Source organism: Mycobacterium sp. 360MFTsu5.1 (genome assembly GCF_000383495.1).
GTDB lineage: Bacteria > Actinomycetota > Actinomycetes > Mycobacteriales > Mycobacteriaceae > Mycobacterium > Mycobacterium mucogenicum_B.
Window position 1 is genome coordinate 225,965 of the sequence record NZ_KB911469.1, and the last position, 15,197, is coordinate 241,161.

General features: G+C 65.9%; 17 protein-coding genes and 1 pseudogene. 4 read left to right on the plus strand and 14 right to left on the minus strand.

Annotation, left to right across the window (positions count from 1 at the left end; all coding sequences use genetic code 11):
• Position 1: 1 nt before the first annotated feature.
• From H289_RS0120165 to H289_RS0120175, 3 genes are read right to left on the minus strand one after another with little or no spacing between them, the layout of a single operon-like run.
• On the minus strand, positions 2-1,090 hold the full coding sequence (locus H289_RS0120165; RefSeq protein ID WP_020102628.1) for an acyl-CoA dehydrogenase family protein: 1,089 nt from the start codon (positions 1,088-1,090) through the stop codon (positions 2-4).
• Positions 1,077-1,892 carry an acyl-CoA dehydrogenase family protein gene (locus tag H289_RS0120170; protein ID WP_020102629.1) on the minus strand — a complete coding sequence of 272 codons (816 nt, stop codon included), beginning with the start codon at positions 1,890-1,892 and terminating at the stop codon, positions 1,077-1,079. The genes H289_RS0120165 and H289_RS0120170 overlap by 14 nt, the downstream gene beginning before the upstream one ends.
• Positions 1,877-3,241: a class I adenylate-forming enzyme family protein gene (locus H289_RS0120175; RefSeq protein ID WP_020102630.1), complete on the minus strand. Its 1,365-nt coding sequence runs from the start codon at positions 3,239-3,241 to the stop codon at positions 1,877-1,879. The genes H289_RS0120170 and H289_RS0120175 overlap by 16 nt, the downstream gene beginning before the upstream one ends.
• A 98-nt stretch (positions 3,242-3,339) precedes the next feature.
• Here H289_RS0120175 and H289_RS0120180 point away from each other — a divergent pair, with 98 nt between their 5' ends.
• Positions 3,340-3,669: a 2Fe-2S iron-sulfur cluster-binding protein gene (locus H289_RS0120180; protein ID WP_020102631.1), complete on the plus strand. Its 330-nt coding sequence runs from the start codon at positions 3,340-3,342 to the stop codon at positions 3,667-3,669.
• Here H289_RS0120180 and H289_RS0120185 read toward each other — a convergent pair.
• The 4 genes from H289_RS0120185 to H289_RS0120200 form a co-directional block, all read right to left on the minus strand.
• The gene (locus H289_RS0120185) at positions 3,657-4,697 is read right to left on the minus strand and encodes a CaiB/BaiF CoA transferase family protein (protein WP_020102632.1); all 1,041 of its coding nucleotides are present in this window, start codon (positions 4,695-4,697) and stop codon (positions 3,657-3,659) included. The two genes, H289_RS0120180 and H289_RS0120185, sit on opposite strands and share 13 nt — an antisense overlap.
• Before the next feature lie 70 nt (positions 4,698-4,767).
• Positions 4,768-5,724 carry an LLM class F420-dependent oxidoreductase gene (locus H289_RS0120190; protein WP_020102633.1) on the minus strand — a complete coding sequence of 319 codons (957 nt, stop codon included), beginning with the start codon at positions 5,722-5,724 and terminating at the stop codon, positions 4,768-4,770.
• A gap of 1 nt (position 5,725) precedes the next feature.
• A complete protein-coding gene (locus tag H289_RS0120195; protein WP_020102634.1) occupies positions 5,726-6,127 on the minus strand; it encodes a cobalamin B12-binding domain-containing protein in 402 nt (133 codons plus the stop codon).
• 25 nt (positions 6,128-6,152) lie between these two features.
• Positions 6,153-7,730: a methylmalonyl-CoA mutase family protein gene (locus tag H289_RS0120200; protein ID WP_020102635.1), complete on the minus strand. Its 1,578-nt coding sequence runs from the start codon at positions 7,728-7,730 to the stop codon at positions 6,153-6,155.
• A 70-nt stretch (positions 7,731-7,800) separates the two neighbouring features.
• Here H289_RS0120200 and H289_RS0120205 point away from each other — a divergent pair, with 70 nt between their 5' ends.
• Together H289_RS0120205 and H289_RS33735 are read left to right on the plus strand one after the other, a co-directional pair.
• The gene (locus H289_RS0120205; protein ID WP_020102636.1) at positions 7,801-8,622 is read left to right on the plus strand and encodes an SDR family oxidoreductase; all 822 of its coding nucleotides are present in this window, start codon (positions 7,801-7,803) and stop codon (positions 8,620-8,622) included.
• A gap of 89 nt (positions 8,623-8,711) precedes the next feature.
• Positions 8,712-8,897, plus strand: a complete 186-nt coding sequence (locus H289_RS33735) for a PaaI family thioesterase (RefSeq protein ID WP_081633477.1) — start codon at positions 8,712-8,714, stop codon at positions 8,895-8,897.
• Here H289_RS33735 and H289_RS0120220 read toward each other — a convergent pair whose 3' ends face one another.
• The 6 genes and pseudogenes from H289_RS0120220 to H289_RS33115 form a co-directional block, all read right to left on the minus strand.
• A complete protein-coding gene (locus H289_RS0120220; protein WP_020102638.1) occupies positions 8,898-9,806 on the minus strand; it encodes an enoyl-CoA hydratase in 909 nt (302 codons plus the stop codon).
• Positions 9,807-9,820: 14 nt separating this feature from the next.
• A complete protein-coding gene (locus H289_RS0120225) occupies positions 9,821-10,966 on the minus strand; it encodes a thiolase family protein (RefSeq protein ID WP_020102639.1) in 1,146 nt (381 codons plus the stop codon).
• Positions 10,963-11,382 carry a Zn-ribbon domain-containing OB-fold protein gene (locus H289_RS0120230; protein ID WP_020102640.1) on the minus strand — a complete coding sequence of 140 codons (420 nt, stop codon included), beginning with the start codon at positions 11,380-11,382 and terminating at the stop codon, positions 10,963-10,965. Before H289_RS0120230 ends, H289_RS0120225 begins: the two co-directional genes overlap by 4 nt.
• A gap of 8 nt (positions 11,383-11,390) precedes the next feature.
• Entirely contained in the window at positions 11,391-11,693 is a 303-nt protein-coding gene (locus H289_RS0120235; protein ID WP_020102641.1) for a hypothetical protein, read from the minus strand.
• Between the two features lie 125 nt (positions 11,694-11,818).
• Positions 11,819-12,955: an NAD-dependent epimerase/dehydratase family protein gene (locus tag H289_RS0120240; RefSeq protein ID WP_020102642.1), complete on the minus strand. Its 1,137-nt coding sequence runs from the start codon at positions 12,953-12,955 to the stop codon at positions 11,819-11,821.
• A gap of 26 nt (positions 12,956-12,981) precedes the next feature.
• Positions 12,982-13,098, minus strand: a pseudogene (locus tag H289_RS33115) (crotonase/enoyl-CoA hydratase family protein); the annotation flags it as partial.
• A gap of 128 nt (positions 13,099-13,226) precedes the next feature.
• Here H289_RS33115 and H289_RS0120250 point away from each other — a divergent pair.
• Positions 13,227-13,967, plus strand: coding sequence for a TetR/AcrR family transcriptional regulator (locus H289_RS0120250; protein ID WP_029105494.1), 741 nt, complete (start codon positions 13,227-13,229; stop codon positions 13,965-13,967).
• A 6-nt stretch (positions 13,968-13,973) separates the two neighbouring features.
• Here the strand turns inward: H289_RS0120250 and H289_RS0120255 are convergent, their stop codons facing one another.
• On the minus strand, positions 13,974-15,149 hold the full coding sequence (locus H289_RS0120255) for a thiolase family protein (RefSeq protein ID WP_020102645.1): 1,176 nt from the start codon (positions 15,147-15,149) through the stop codon (positions 13,974-13,976).
• Positions 15,150-15,197: the final 48 nt, after the last annotated feature.

Here is a 15,197-nt window from a genome sequence, read left to right on the forward strand (position 1 = left end):
GTCAGACTCCTAATCCCAGAATGCGTTGTGCGATTATGTTTTTCTGAATCTGCGAGGTGCCGCCCATCACGCTCTGGGCACGGCTGTACATGTAGGCGCCGAACAACTCGGGATCTCCGGTGCCGACCGTCGCCAGCGCCGCATGCCCCACCGATTGCTCGGTCCACGTCATCAGCAGCTTGTCGAGGGAACCGTTCGGCCCGTGCGTGATCCCGTCGAGCTGCTCGGACAACCGCCTGCGCACGTGCAGGCGCAGCATCTCGGTCTGCACCCATGCCCACGACAGCGCTTCCGGCGGCGTGCCGTCGACCCGGGCGGCTAACTGCCGCACCAGTTTTCCGTAGCGCGCCGAGAACCCGAGGGTCGAGGGTTCGCGCTCGTGACTGACGACCGTCATCGCGAGCTTCCAGCCCTCCCCCGGCGCACCGACCATGTTCTCCGCCGGCACGCGGGCCCCGTCGAACAGCACCTGGCCGAATTCCTTGGTGACACCGCTGATCATCTTCAACGGCCGCTGCTCGATGCCCGGCTGGTGCATCGAGACGATGAACGCCGAGATGCCCTTGTGCTTTGCAACGTCCTTGTCGGTGCGCGCCAGCACCAGGCACCAGTCGGCCACATCGGAATAGCTCGTCCAGACCTTGTGTCCGTGGATGACGTACTCGTCACCGTCGCGCGTGGCCGTCGTGGTCAGCGACGCGAGATCCGAGCCCGCACCCGGCTCGGAGAAGCCCTGGCACCAGCGCTCGGTGCCATTGATCATCCCGGGCAGAAACCGTTGCTGCAGTTCCTTGCTGCCGTGGTGGCCCAGTCCCACCACGAGGTAGCCGAGACTCGGCCGCGCCGGCGCTCCCGCCTTCGCGATCTCCTCGTCGACGATGACGTCGTACACCGGCGGCAGTTCCTGCCCACCGAATTGTCGCGGCCACGAGGTGCCGAAGAAGCCCGCGCCGTAGAGCGCGCGGTGCCAATCACCTTGAGCCGCCCAGTATTCGTCGCCCGAGGTCGGGAACCTGCCCTTCTGCTCGGTCAGCCAATTCCGGAGCCGGTCCCGGAAAGCGGCTTCCTCCGGTGAGTCACGAAAGTCCAATGGTCAGCTCCTCCAACTTGGCCGGCCACAGCTCGGTGGCGGTCAGAACGCGACGCAGGTACACGTGCGCAAGACATTCCCAGGTGTTGCCGATGCCGCCGTGCACCTGGATCGACGTCTCGCAGACCGTCAATGCCGCACGCGCACAGTAGATTTTGGCAACCCGTGCCGCTTCGATCGCCTCGGCGGCGGGCAGGGCATCAACAGCCCAGGCGGCGTGCCGCAGCACGCTGACCGAGCCCTCGATGAGCGCAAGGCTTTCGGCCAGCAGATGCGCGACGGCCTGATACGAGCCGATCGCCGCACCGTACTGTTCGCGCACCTTGGCGTAGTCGACGGCCAGCGCATGCACCCCGCGCGCGGCACCGACGAGATCGGCACACGTGACCGTGAGCGCCAGTGCATGCCAGCGGCCGGCGTCCTCCGCGGACAGCTCACTCAATTCGGGCGGCCATTCCGCCACGCCGGTCACTCCGCCCAGCAGATCGACCGAATCCGGTTGCGCACTTGCGGCTTCCGGCTCTCGGCCGAGTATCCGCCGGAGGTCATCGGCCAGCACCGGCCCTAGGAACGGCACGTCGACAAGTCCGCGAGCGAACTCCTCGGCGACGATGGCCACCTCGACGCCGGAGGCCCCGTCAGAGCGCAGCGTCCGAAACCCGGTGCTGTCGACGGCCTTCTCCAGCTGAGTGCGGCGGCCGGCATCATCGAGGTCGGCGACCGAGTGCAGGCCGAAATCGGCAGCCAATTCGGCGGCCGATTCGGCGAGTTGCCGCTGTTCGGCGGTCAGACGGACGTCCACAGGCGCTCCTTGAGCACTCGGCGCAGCACCTTCCCGGAAGGCAGCCGCGGGATTTCGGGTACGAACACAACGCGGCTCGGCCGCTTGTAGGAGGCCAGTCTGGCGCCGACCAAGTCCATCAATTCGCCATCGGTGACGGCCGAGTTCGTGGCCACCGCAGCCACCACCGTCTCACCGTCTCGTGCGTCGGGCAGCCCGAACACCGCGCAGTCGGCGACGGCGGGATGCGAATGCAGGACCGCTTCGATCTCGGCCGGGGCCACCTGGAAGCCCCGCACCTTGATCATCTCCTTGCGCCGGTCGGTGATCCGTAGCCGCCCGGACTCATCGAAATGTCCGATGTCACCGGTGTGGAACCAGCCGTCGACGATGACCGTCGAGGTTTCCTCCGCGGGAAGATAGCCGGCCATCACCGCTTCCGAGCGCACCTCGATCTCTCCGGACTCCGCGATGCGCACATCGACGCCGGGCACCGGCCTGCCGACGGTGTCCAACCGCCCACCAGTGAGGTCATCGCACGCGATGACGACCAATTCGGTTGTCCCGTAAGCGGTTACCCAGCCCACGCCGGTACGGCGCGTGATCTCTTCGGCCACCGTCGCGGTCACCGGCGTCGCGCACCACATGAGGTACCGCAGCGACGAGAGGTCGTAGGTCTCCAGCCGTGGGTGGGCGGCAAGAGCCAATGCGATTGGCGCCACCGTCATTTCGATGGTGATGCGGTCGGTTTCGATGTGGCGCAGCATGGCTTCGACGTCGAATCGCGGATGTAACCGAATCCAGGCACCCGCGTCCAGCACCGTCATGATGTTCAGCAGGCCGAGAATGTGCGACGGTGGGGTCATCACCTGCAGGCGGTCCGCGGCGGACAGACCGAGCGCGGCGCGCCACTGGCGCACGGCAGCAGCCAGCCCACGGTGGCTATGGCGGACTGCCTTGGGCATCCCGGTGGTACCGGAGCTGAAGGCCAGCACGGCATCCGAATCCGGCGCCGGAGTGCCGGCGGGTGAGTCCTTCGCGGCGATGGGCTCGTCGAGATGCAGCATCGGCATCAGATCAGCGAGAACAGCGCTGTCGCCGACTGCGCATGACGGCGCCGTCACCGCCAGCGCGTGCTGCACCTCGGCGCGCCGCCATGCCGGACTGAGCAGCACGGCGGCGGCGCCCAGACGCCAGATGGCGTGCAGCGCAATCACGAATTCCGGGCGGGTCGACGACATCAGGGCGACGCGGTCACCCACACCGACGCCCCGGTCGGCCAACACGGCGGCCATCCCGCCGGCGAGGGCGTCGAGCTCCGGCCGGCTGTACTCCCGCTGATCGAAGGCGAGCACCGCACCGTCAGCCACGTCGCGCCCGCTCCTTCCAGCAGAGTGAGAAGATTTCCGGTTGATACCGAGAATCATATTCTCCTATAGTTAGAACGACAATACGCGACGATGGGACGATGATGGGGCCAGCCACGACGACGGCGACGACCGGCACGGACGCGGGCACGGGCACGGGCACGATCACCATTCACCTCGACCGGCAGAAGGTGTCGGTCCCCCGCGTCGGCGATGAGACGCTACTGGACAGCGCCCGGCGGGCCGGGCTGGCGCCACCGTTCTCCTGCGAGGCAGGCAACTGTGGCACCTGCATCGCCATGTTGACCGAAGGCAGCGCCACGATGCGCAACAACGAGGCCCTGGACGACGACGAAGTCGCCGAGGGTTATGTGCTGACCTGCCAAGCAGTTCCGGACACCGCGTCGGTGACCGTGCGTTACGACGACTGAGCCGGCGCCGGCCGGTACTCTGCGTGGTGGCCGGCGATTCGGATCGGACTGCCGATCAACCGGAAATCGCCTGCGGTGACGATCATTTCCGGCGTCGCATCCAAGGCTTCCGGCAGTGTGCGAACGGCTGCCGCCGGAATGCCGAGCGCACGCAGCCGCTTTTCCCAGCCGGTGGCGGTGTCGGTGGACAGCACCTCCTCGACCACCGCGAGCACCTCGTCCCGGCTCGCGGCTCGTTCCGCCATGGTGGCGAACGGAATCTCACCGTTGCGGTCGATGCCCGCCTCCCCCACAAACGATCTCCAGAAGCCGTCGTGGGTGATGAACAACGCCAGATACCCGTCCGCCGTCTCGAAGAGCTGCGCCGGTACGTAATACGAGTGCGCCCCGTTCGGGTGCCGGCTCGGGTGCGTGCCATCGTTCAGATACGCCGCCGCACGGTAGTTCAGTTGCGACAGCATCACGTCGCGCAGACACACCTCGACCTGACCACCACGCCCCGACACGATCTGGGCGAGCAGGCCCAGCGCCGCCGCCATGCCGGTGGAATTGTCCGCGGATGAGTAACCGGGCAGCGTCGGCGGCCCGTCCGGGTCGCCGGTCATCGCGGCCACTCCCGTCGCCGCCTGGATGACGTAGTCGAATGCCGGGTCGTCGCCGCCGTCCAGCCCGAAGCCCGTCATCGCCACACAGACGATCTTCTCGTTGAACTGGCGCAGCGACTGATACGTCAGGCCCAGCCGGCGAATCACCGAAGGTTTCATGTTCACCAGCAGCGCATGGGATTCGGCGACCAGCTCGCCGAGCCGCGCCTTGCCCGCTTCCGACGCCAGGTCCAGGCAGATGCTGGTCTTGTTGCGGTTGAGGCTCGCGAAGTAGCTGTCGCTGACCTGCCGGGAAATCTCCCCGCCGGGCGGCTCGATCTTGATCACCTCGGCACCCAGATCCGCGAGCAGCATCGTCGCGTACGGGCCGGCCAGCATGACGCCGACCTCGAGAATCCGGATACCGGCGAGAGGAGCATTCATTTCGGCGCCGAGACTACGGTTTGTGATGCGGTTTCGCCGAAAAGTCGCGAAAACGCGCCGCCTCGACGTCTCACGAGACTGCCTTGGCGAGCTCGGCGATCACCTCGCGCGTGCGGTGCTTCGAGGCGATCAACTCGTCGCGGTTGTCCCCGATGGGCAGCAGGCGTACCGACAGATCCGTCACGCCCGCGTCGGCGAACTGCCTGAACCGCTTGAGAATCGACTCTTCGTCGCCGGCCGCGCACAGGTCGCCGACGCTCCGGGCGTCCCCGCGGTCCAGCAGCTTCTGGTAATTCGGCGATGTCTCTGCCTCGGCCAGGATGCGGTTCGCCCGGTCCTTGGCGGCGTCGATCTCGGAGTTGGCGCACAGCGTGACCGGGATGCCGGCGACGATGCGTGGCGCAGGCCGACCCGCTTCGGCGGCGGCCTTGTTGATCTTGGGCGCGATGTGCTCGCCGATCGCCTTCTCGTCGGCCATCCACAGCGACGTGCCGTCAGCGTGCCCACCGGCGATCTGCAGCATCACCGGCCCCAGCGCCGACACCAGCACCGGCATCGGGGTATCCGCGCCGAGCACCGTCGGATTGTGCACGGTGAACGAATCATTCTCCACGTCAACGGCTCCCGGACCACTGATCGCGGTGTTCAGCACCTGCAGGTAGTCACGGGTATACGCGGCGGGCTTGTCATAGGGCAGGCCCAGCATGTCGCGCACGATCCAATGATGCGACGGCCCGACACCCAGAGCCAGGCGACCGCCCGACATGGCGTGCACCGAAAGTGCCTGACGGGCAAGAGCGACCGGATGCTGCGCCTGCAGCGGAACCACCGCCGTACCGAGTTCGATGCGCGATGTGTTCGCCGCCATCAACGCCACCATCGTCAGGCAGTCGAAATCGTTGGGAACCTGCGGCATCCAGGCGCTGTCGAGCCCCGCGCTCTCGGCCCACTGGATGTCGGCGACCAGTTTGGCGACCTTGCGCGCCATGTCGCCGCGCTCGGCCCCGATCATCACACCGAGGCGCATGTCAGCCCACCGCGCTTTCCGACGTCAGCTTGCGCACTTCCGCCACCAGGGTGTCGAGCCCCGTACCGGTGGGAAACACTGCCGCCGCACCGACTTCCAGCAGTTTCGGCACATCGCCCAACGGAATCGTGCCGCCCACGACGACCGCGATGTCTCCGGCGTCGGCGGCCCGCAGCGCTTCGACGGTGCGCGCCGTCAGCGCCAGGTGCGCACCGGACAGGATCGACAGGCCGACGAGGGCGACGTCCTCCTGCAGAGCGATCGACACGATGTCCTCGATCCGCTGCCGGATACCGGTGTAGATCACCTCGAAGCCCGCGTCCCGCAGGGTCCGGGCGACGATCTTGGCGCCCCGGTCGTGACCGTCCAGCCCGGGCTTGGCCACCAATACGCGGACTGCCATCAGATCGCTCCTCGCGTGCGCAGCATCAGAACACCACCGGCTGCTGGAACTCGCCCCACACCGATTTCAACGTCGACACCATCTCTCCCACCGTGCAGTAAGCATTCGCGCAATCGATGAGCCGGTGCATCAAGTTGTCGTCGCCATCGGCCGAACGAGCCAGGGCGGCAAGGGCTTCCTTCACCGCGACATCGTCGCGTTCAGCCTTCACCTTGGCCAGCCGTTTGAGCTGCTTGTCGCGGCCTTCGGCATCCAGTTCATACGTGGCGAGGTCGGGCGCGGGTTCGTCGACGACGAACTTGTTGACCCCGACCACCGGGCGCTCGCCCGACTCGGTCTCCTGGTGGATCTTGAACGCCTCGTCGGCGATCAGCCCCTGCAGGTAACCGTCCTCGATGCAGCGCACCATGCCGCCGTGCGACTCGAGATCGCGCATGATCTCAATGATCTTCTCTTCGGTGGCGTCGGTGAGTGCCTCGACGAAATATGAGCCGCCCAACGGGTCGGCCACCTTGGCGACGCCGGTTTCGTAGGCCAGGATCTGCTGGGTCCGCAGGGCCAGCGTCGCGGACTCCTCGCTGGGCAGGGCGAATGGCTCATCCCACGCCGCGGTGAACATGGACTGTACGCCGCCGAGCACCGAGGCCAGCGCTTCGTAGGCGACCCGCACCAGATTGTTCTGCGCCTGCGGCGCATACAGGGACGCCCCGCCCGAGACGCACCCGAACCGGAACATCGACGCCTTGTCGGTGGTGGCGCCATAACGCTCGCGCACGATGGTGGCCCAACGGCGGCGTCCCGCACGGTATTTGGCGATCTCCTCGAAGAAATCGCCGTGCGTGTAGAAGAAGAAGGAAATCTGCGGCGCAAACTTTTCGATGGTCATCCGGCCCCGCTCGACGACCGTGTCGCAATACGTGACACCGTCCGCCAGCGTGAACGCCATCTCCTGCACGGCGTTTGCGCCGGCATCACGGAAGTGGGCTCCCGCCACCGAAATCGCGTTGAATCTCGGCACCTCGGCAGCACAGAACTCGATGGTGTCGGCGATCAGGCGCAGCGACGGCTCGGGCGGCCAGATCCAGGTTCCGCGCGAGGCGTACTCCTTGAGGATGTCGTTCTGGATTGTGCCGGTGAGCTTTTCGCGCGGCACACCCTTCTTCTCCGCGGCCGCGACGTAGAACGCCAACAGGATGGCGGCCGTCCCGTTGATCGTGAAGCTGGTGCTGATCTTGTCCAGCGGAATGCCATCGAACAGCACTTCTGCGTCGGCCAGGGTGTCGACGGCGACGCCGACGCGGCCGACCTCCTCGCCGTACTCCTCGTCGTCGGAGTCGTAGCCGCACTGCGTCGGCAGATCAAGGGCGACCGAGAGTCCCGTCCCGCCTTGATCCAGTAGATAGCGGTAGCGCTGATTCGACTCCTCGGCAGTGCCGAAACCCGAGTACTGACGGAAAGTCCACAACTTTCCGCGGTACCCGGACGCGAAATTTCCCCGGGTGAAGGGGAATTCACCCGGCTGCGGCGGATCGCCCTGACGATCCGCGGGTCCGTAGACCGGCTTCAGCGGTATTCCGGACGGAGTCTGGCCATCGTTATCCATCAATGGATAACGTACTTGCAAAAAAAGAGAATGCCAATACCATTTTCGGTAACAGCTCCTGAGGAGGACGATGACGGACCACGCACTCGCCGACAAGACAATGGTGATCTCCGGAGCGAGCAGGGGTATCGGACTGGCGATAGCCGTGGCCGCCGCACAGCAGGGCGCCAATGTCGTACTGCTCGCGAAGACCGCCGAGCCCCATCCCCGACTGCCCGGTACGGTCTACACCGCCGCGGCCGAGATCGAGGCTGCCGGCGGAAAGGCCGCCGCCGTGGTCGGTGACATCCGCTCCGAGGACGACGTCAACCGCGTCGTCGACGTGGCGGTCGAGCGCTTCGGTGGTGTCGACATCTGCGTCAACAACGCGAGCGCGATCGGCGTCGAGCCGACAGAGCTGTTGTCCGCCAAGAAGTTCGATCTGATGCAGCAGGTCAATATCCGGGGCACCTTCCTGTTGACGAAGGCCTCGCTGCCGCACCTGCGCCAGTCGGACAACGCCCACGTGCTGACCATCGCGCCACCCCTGAACCTGACGCCACGCTGGCTGGGTGCGCACCCGGCGTACACGCTGTCGAAGTACGGGATGACCCTGCTGTCACTCGGCTGGGCGGCCGAATACGCCGATGCCGGCATCGCGTTCAACTGCCTTTGGCCCGAGACCTATATCGCCACCTCGGCGGTCGCCAACATGGCCGACGGCGCAGCGCTGCTGGACTCGTCGCGCAGCCCGGCGATCATGGGTGACGCGGCGGTCCAGATTCTGCTGCGCCGGGCCACCGACTGCACTGCAGGCTGTTTCATCGACGCCGACGTCCTCACCGCGGCCGGCAAGGACCTGACCCGGTACGGCGGTGGATCCGACCCGATCCCGGATCTGTTCCTCGGCTAGCAGGCCCGCGAGCGATCGGTCATTTGATGGTGAACAAGATGACAGCGACGAACTGGAGACCGGCCTCGTGAGCACCGTTCGGCACCGGCATCGCCACCACCGACCTGCACATCCGCTACCTGCGCCGCATCGACACCGGTCCGGCCCGCGCGGAGGCACGGATCGTGCACCGAGGTCGGCGCTCAGCGGTCGTTCAGATCGAAATCCGGCGCGGCAACGGCGATCTCGCCGCGACAGCGACGGTCAACTTCGCCGCGCTCGAGGGTCGGCCCTGATCACTCCCCGCCGCGCACCTGATCTTTGACCGCCGACACCACGGGCGGCGCGGTGCGCCAGTTCGGCAGGCCGTCCTCCTCAAGCCCGACCGGAAACCCGTTGTCGTGCACCTGCGCCCAGTGACTGTGATTCAGTTCGTGCAGGGTGAAGCAGGCGTTGAGGGAGTTGTAGAAGCCCATGTTGTCCTGCGTCTGGTTGACGGACTCTTTGATCAGCAGGGCAGCCATCGTCGGTACCGCGGCGATCCGTCGGGCGAATTCCAGTGTGCGGTCAGCAAGTTCGTCAGCCGGAAACACCTTGCTCACCATACCCATGCGGTGGGCTTCGTCCACTGACAGGCTGTCTCCGGTGAGCATCAGCTCTTTCGTCTTGCGGGGCCCGAATTCCCATGGGTGCGCGAAGTATTCGACACCGCACATACCCAACCGGGTGCCCACCACGTCCGCGAACGTGGTGTTGTCGGCCGCGACGATCAGGTCGCACGCCCACATCAGCATGAGTGCGGCGGCGTACACGTCGCCGTGCACCTGGGCGACGGTGATCTTGCGCAGGTTGCGCCACCGGCGGGTGTTCTCGAAGTAGTAGTGCCACTCCTGCAGCATCAGCATCTCGGCGCCCTGACGGGTGGCGCCGTTGATCCGGAAGCTCGGGTGCTGGTCGGGTCCGGGCGCGCGTTCAGCGCGCGACTGCGACGAGCCGAGGTCATGGCCCGAGGAGAACATGGGCCCCAGCCCGCCGAGGATGACGACGCGGACGGTGTCGTCGGCCTCGGCCTGCAGGAACGCCTCATGCAGTTCGGTGAGCATGCCGCGGCTCTGCGCGTTGCGAGTGTCCGGGCGGTTCAACATGATTCGGGCGATGGTGCCCTCGTCGAGGGTTTCGTACGTGACGTACTTGTAGTCGGCCATGTCGCAGTCTCCCCCTACAGGCTCAAGATGGTCGCCGACGCGGTGCCCGGCGCGCCGTAGACCTGGGCCAGACCGACGCGCGGATTGCCCGGCACCTGCCGCTCCCCCGCCTCACCGCGCAGCTGGCGCACCAGCTCGTGCATCTGGCGCAGCCCCGACGCGCCGATCGGCTCGCCATTGGCGATGAGTCCGCCATCGGTGTTGATCGGCAGCGACCCATGGATCTCGGTGGCACCATCGGCCAGCAGCTTCTCCTGCTCACCGTCGGCACACAGCCCGGTTTCGGCCATGTGGATGACTTCGGCACCCGCGTCGGTGTCCTGCAGCTGCGCGACGTCGACGTCCTCCGGCCCGATGCCGGCGGCCTCGTAGGCGGCTTTGGCGGCGTAGACGGTGGGCGACACGTCCTCGTCGAGCGGCGCGGAGGTGGCGTGCACCTCGTAGGCGCCGTAGGTACGGGTGCGGATCTCGCTGGCGCGCACGTAGACCGGCTTGTCGGTATAGCGGTGGGCGATGTCGGCTCGGCACATGATGACCGCGGCAGCGCCTTCGTCGGGTGCGCAGAACATGTATTGGCGCAACGGATAGTTGAGCACCGGCGAGGCCATGATCTCGTCAACGGTGATCTCCTTGCGCCGGAACGCGTTCGGGTTCAAGATGCCGTTGCGGAAGTTCTTGTTGGCCACCCGCGCCAGGGTCTCCTCGGAGATGCCGTGCTTGTTGATGTAGTGGTTGGCCTTCATCCCGAAGAACTTCGTCGTGACGAACTGTCCATTGTTGGCGTACCACTGCGGCAGCGCGAGCTTGGCCGGATCGTCGGTGAAGGCGCCACGCGGGTGCTTGTCGAGACCGATCGCGATCCCGATGTCGTACTTACCGAGCCGGATGGTGTCGGCGGTCTGCTGGATGGCGCTGGCCGCGGTGGCGCAGGCATTGAACACGTTGGTGAACGTGATGCCCGTCAGCCCCACCAGGCGGGTCACCGCGTCGGGGTTGGACACCTCATAGCTGCCGCCGAAGCCGAACTGGATGTCCTTCCACTCCAGGTTGGCATCGGTCAGCGCACCTTGGATCGCTTCGGCGCCCATCTCCATGGCGGTCTTGTCGAACCGGCCGAACGGATGGATACCGACGCCGATGATCGCTACGTCGTTGCTCATGCCGCCACCGGCTTGAACCAGAAGGTGACCAGCTCATCGCCGTCGGCGTCGGTGGCGAAAGGCGCCATGGTGAGCTCGACCTCCATGCCGAATTTCAACTTTGCCGGATCATTCTCGGTCAGTCGGCCCTCGACCCGGATGACGTCACCGAGCTGCACCAGCCCGACGCCGAACGGCACGAAGTCCTTGCCGGTCGGGCCGGCGTACGGTGCTCCGGGCGGGAAACCCTGTGTGGTCCAGGCGATCACCGTGCCGCGCCGCGGCAGCAGCACGTCGGACATCTCGGCCTTGCTGCACTTCGGGCAACGGTCCTGGCGCGGGAACGTCGACGCCGCGCAGGCACCGCACTGACTGCCGATCAGCTGCGGGTCGGCGTCCGGCCACGTCGAGATTTCCGGGGCAAGCGCTTTCTGCATGGTCACTCCTAATCGCTCGCGGGGAGGGGTTTGGCTTCCTTGAGGACGAGCGGTGTCGACCCGACGCTCAATGTGCCGGCGCCGGCCCGGGTGACCAAGACCTCCGCCGCGGCGTCGTCGACGTATCGCTTGCCCATCACGGAACCGTGGCACAACTTCGGGTCCGCGACCGCCGCACCGTCGACCTCGGCATCGAGCGCCACCATGGGGGCACCACCGCACCGCAGATCGTCGAGGCTGTCCCCCGTCCGGACGACGATCACTTGGGTGTCACAGACCTGACTGCGCAGCCGGCTACCTGTCTTGACCATGAGAATCAGGTTATCAGAAAGGAGAACGCTACTTCCATAAAGGCGCTCAGTACGCGAAACACATCGTCAGCGTCGACACCTGGGCAGGTCCGCACTGATACACCCCTGCGCCGGCGGCGCGGTGACTAGAGGCGTTCGTCCACTACCGCTCGGGCCTGCCCGCCAGCCAAAGCGCCTGGCCCATAACTCTTTTCGATCAGTGCCCACGGATCGGCATACGGACCGCGCCGCTCGACCTTCCGCTGGACCGCGAGCAACGTCCGCAGTACCGGACGGATCGCCGGCCCCAACACCTTCAGTAGCGTGCGGGCGCGCCCCAGGGATTCCGCAACCCAGGACACCGTCTCAGTCCAGGGATGCTCCTGGAATTGCAGCAGCTCCTGCGCTTCGGTGGTGTCGAAGTAGCCGGTGAAGCCCCAACCCCGCTCATCGTCCGGATCCCCAGGCAGGCTCGCCGACGGCCCGAGCCGCCCGATGCCGAACGCCTGCATCATGTCGTCCTCGACATCCCGGAAAGCATGCAGATGCGTATCGTCGCCACCGATCAACAGAGTCTTGCCGGTCACCGCTTCACGGCGGTCAACGGCGTTCGCGAATGCGAGTGCGACGTCGCGGGCATCGACCGTGTGCAACTGATTGTCCCGCGGCGTCGCGCGCATCAGCACCAGGTAGTCGGCGTTGAAGTTGGCCGAGACGTCGGTCGAGATGACTCCCCCGAGGCGCAGCACCGCATACGGCAGCCCGCTGGCGCGTACCACTTCTTCGGCGAGCACCTTGTCCTCGCCGTATTGGTCGATCGGGTTCACCGGGGTCTGAGCGGTGATGCGCTGCGGATGGGTGTACCGATTACGTGATCCATAGACCGATGCGCTCGACGCATCGATGAACAGCGGCGGTTCGGCAAGTGCGCGCGCGGCCGCCACGAGATTGCGTGTCCCGTCGACGTTGATCTTGCGTGCCAGTAACGGGTTTCGATACGACACCGGGGCCAGCATCGCCGCCAGGTGCACGATGGCCGCCGGCTTGTTTCGGGTCACGCACTCGGCGATGGTGTCCGCGTCGAGCAGATTTGCATAAGCGATGACGAGTGTTCCGTCGCGCGACTGGGTGGCGAGCTCGGCGGCGACCGCGGTGGTCTTGTCGTTCTGCAGGTCCATGGCGATGACGGTTCGCCCCCGGCTGAGCAGGATCTCCGCACACCGCTTCCCGACCTGCCCGAATGCACCGGTGATCAGGACGACGTCGGCAATCTGGTCGCTCACGTGACCCTCTCTGTCAGATTGAAATGCACTCCAGCACAGTTGTTTCCGCCAGCACCGCTGATCACGGCATTGCGCGAATCCGGACGATTGATGATGACGACGACAGCGCGGTCCTGCCGCTCGATGAGGACTTCATCTGCCATCGTCCGCCCTCCACGCTACACAGAAGTACTTACCATAACTCTTACAGTAGATAGGCGTGCCAGTCGAGAGGACCGCACGCGGTAGATTCAACAGTTGCGCAGCATCGATCGTGATGGAGGTGCCGACAGTGGCAAAGGTGGCAACCGCCGAGAAGCGCCAACGGCGTGAGCGAGGTTCGATCAACCCAGACGACATCATCAACGGCGCATTCGAACTCGCCGAACAGGTTTCGATCGACAACCTCAGCATGCCGCTACTGGGCAAACACCTCGGCGTGGGCGTCACGAGCATCTACTGGTACTTCCGCAAGAAGGACGACCTGCTCAACGCAATGACGGACCGCGCCCTGCGCGAGTACGTGTTCGCCACGCCGTATGTCGAAGCCAAGGACTGGCGTTCGACGCTGCGCAACCATGCCCGCACCATGCGTGAGGCATTTGTGGCCAACCCGATTCTGTGCGACCTGATCCTCATCCGCTCCGCGCTCAGCCCGCGGGCCGCCCGTGTCGGCGTGCAGGCTGTCGAAAAGGCCATTGCGAGCCTGGTGGAGGCCGGATTGCCGCCGCAGAGCGCTTTCGACATCTATTCGGCGGTATCGGTGCACGTCCGCGGATCGGCTGTGCTGCAACGCCTTCGCGACAAGAATCAGGCCGACGGCAAGGTGCTGGGCGACCTCCAGGACGCCATGACCATCGATGCCGAGACCACCCCGTTGCTCGCCCGCGCCGTCCGCGAGGGCCATCACCTGGGTACCGTCGACGAGAGCAATTTCGATTTCGGACTCGAGTGCATCCTCGATCAGGCCGAACGCCTGATCGAGGCGAACAAGAAACCGGCGCCCCGGAGCCGCAAGGCGCTGCGCGCCTAGTCCGGCTCAGACCTCGATGACGACGGCGCCGCCCTGGCCCCCGCCGGCGCACATCGCGGCGACACCGATGCCGCCACCGCGCCGCTGCAGCTCATAGATCAGGGTCGTCACCATCCGAGCGCCCGACGCGGCGATGGGATGGCCGAGGCTGCAACCACTTCCGGAGAAGTTGACCTTCTCCTCGTCGAGACCGAATTCCTTACAGGCCGCGATCGACACCGACGCAAACGCCTCGTTGACCTCCCACAACGCAACATCAGCCGGTTGCAGGCCCGCACGCTGCAGCACCTTGTCGATGGCCCGTAGCGCACCCAGGCCGGTGTCCCGCGGCGCGACACCGGCGGCAGCCCACGCGCGCACGGTGGCCATCTTCGTCAGGTTCTCCGCCTCGGCGTAGGCGGCGTCGACGATCGCTACCGCGGCCGCGGCGTCGTTGGTGCCGCTGCTGTTGCCGGCAGTGATGGAGAAGCCCTCGATCTCAGGGTGCAGGGGCTTCAGGGCGGCGAGCTTGTCGGCGGTGGTTTCCCGCCGCGGATGCTCATCGACACTGAAGTCCACCACCGAGCCGTCGGGCAATTGCACCTTCAGCGGCACGATCTCGTCGAGGAACTTGCCGGCATCGATCGCGGCGATGGCCCGCTGGTGCGACCGCGCGGCCCAGGCGTCCATCTCTTCACGGGTGATGCCCATGGCCTGCGCGGTGTTCCAGCCGACGGTGATCGACATGTCCTTGGCCGGCGCATCCGGCGTCTCGACGTGCGTCGGCGGCATCCATCGCTCTTCGAATTTCAGCTCCGGCCCCGGGATGCGCCAACTCACCAGCGGATTCATCGACAGCGACTGCACGCCGCCGGCGATCAGTACCCGCTCCATGCCCGAGCCGATCTGGGCCGACGCATTGCCGATCGCGGTGAGGCTACCCGCGCAATGCCGGTTCACAGACTGCCCGGGCACATGCTGCATACCGGTGGCATCGGCCGCATAACGAGCGAGATCACCACCACCGTAATGGGATTCAGCGAAGATGAGATCGTCGATCGCATTCGGGTCGATGCCGGCACGCCGCACCACCTCCGGCAGGACGGTGGTGATCAGCGTCTCCGGCGGAGTGTTGACGAGGGTGCCTTTGAAAGAACGGCCGATCGCTGTGCGGACAGCACCGACGATGACGGGTGTGGGCATTACGCGACCTCGGTTCCTCTAATTATAATGGTTACTGTTGCATTCACA

What these genes read in the sequence shown, in the direction of transcription:
- H289_RS0120185 (WP_020102632.1), bottom strand. Translation starts at nt 4,697, where the DNA reads ATGAATGCTCCTCTCGCCGGTATCCGGATTCTCGAGGTCGGCGTCATG.
- H289_RS0120255 (WP_020102645.1), bottom strand. Translation starts at nt 15,149, where the DNA reads ATGCCCACACCCGTCATCGTCGGTGCTGTCCGCACAGCGATCGGCCGT.
- H289_RS0120190 (WP_020102633.1), bottom strand. Translation starts at nt 5,724, where the DNA reads ATGCGCCTCGGTGTGATGATCGGGGCCGAGCGCGGCGACATGGCGCGC.
- H289_RS0120235 (WP_020102641.1), bottom strand. Translation starts at nt 11,693, where the DNA reads ATGGTCAAGACAGGTAGCCGGCTGCGCAGTCAGGTCTGTGACACCCAA.
- H289_RS0120205 (WP_020102636.1), top strand. Translation starts at nt 7,801, where the DNA reads ATGACGGACCACGCACTCGCCGACAAGACAATGGTGATCTCCGGAGCG.
- H289_RS0120225 (WP_020102639.1), bottom strand. Translation starts at nt 10,966, where the DNA reads ATGAGCAACGACGTAGCGATCATCGGCGTCGGTATCCATCCGTTCGGC.
- H289_RS0120200 (WP_020102635.1), bottom strand. Translation starts at nt 7,730, where the DNA reads ATGGATAACGATGGCCAGACTCCGTCCGGAATACCGCTGAAGCCGGTC.
- H289_RS0120180 (WP_020102631.1), top strand. Translation starts at nt 3,340, where the DNA reads ATGATGGGGCCAGCCACGACGACGGCGACGACCGGCACGGACGCGGGC.
- H289_RS0120195 (WP_020102634.1), bottom strand. Translation starts at nt 6,127, where the DNA reads ATGGCAGTCCGCGTATTGGTGGCCAAGCCCGGGCTGGACGGTCACGAC.
- H289_RS0120220 (WP_020102638.1), bottom strand. Translation starts at nt 9,806, where the DNA reads ATGGCCGACTACAAGTACGTCACGTACGAAACCCTCGACGAGGGCACC.
- H289_RS0120230 (WP_020102640.1), bottom strand. Translation starts at nt 11,382, where the DNA reads ATGCAGAAAGCGCTTGCCCCGGAAATCTCGACGTGGCCGGACGCCGAC.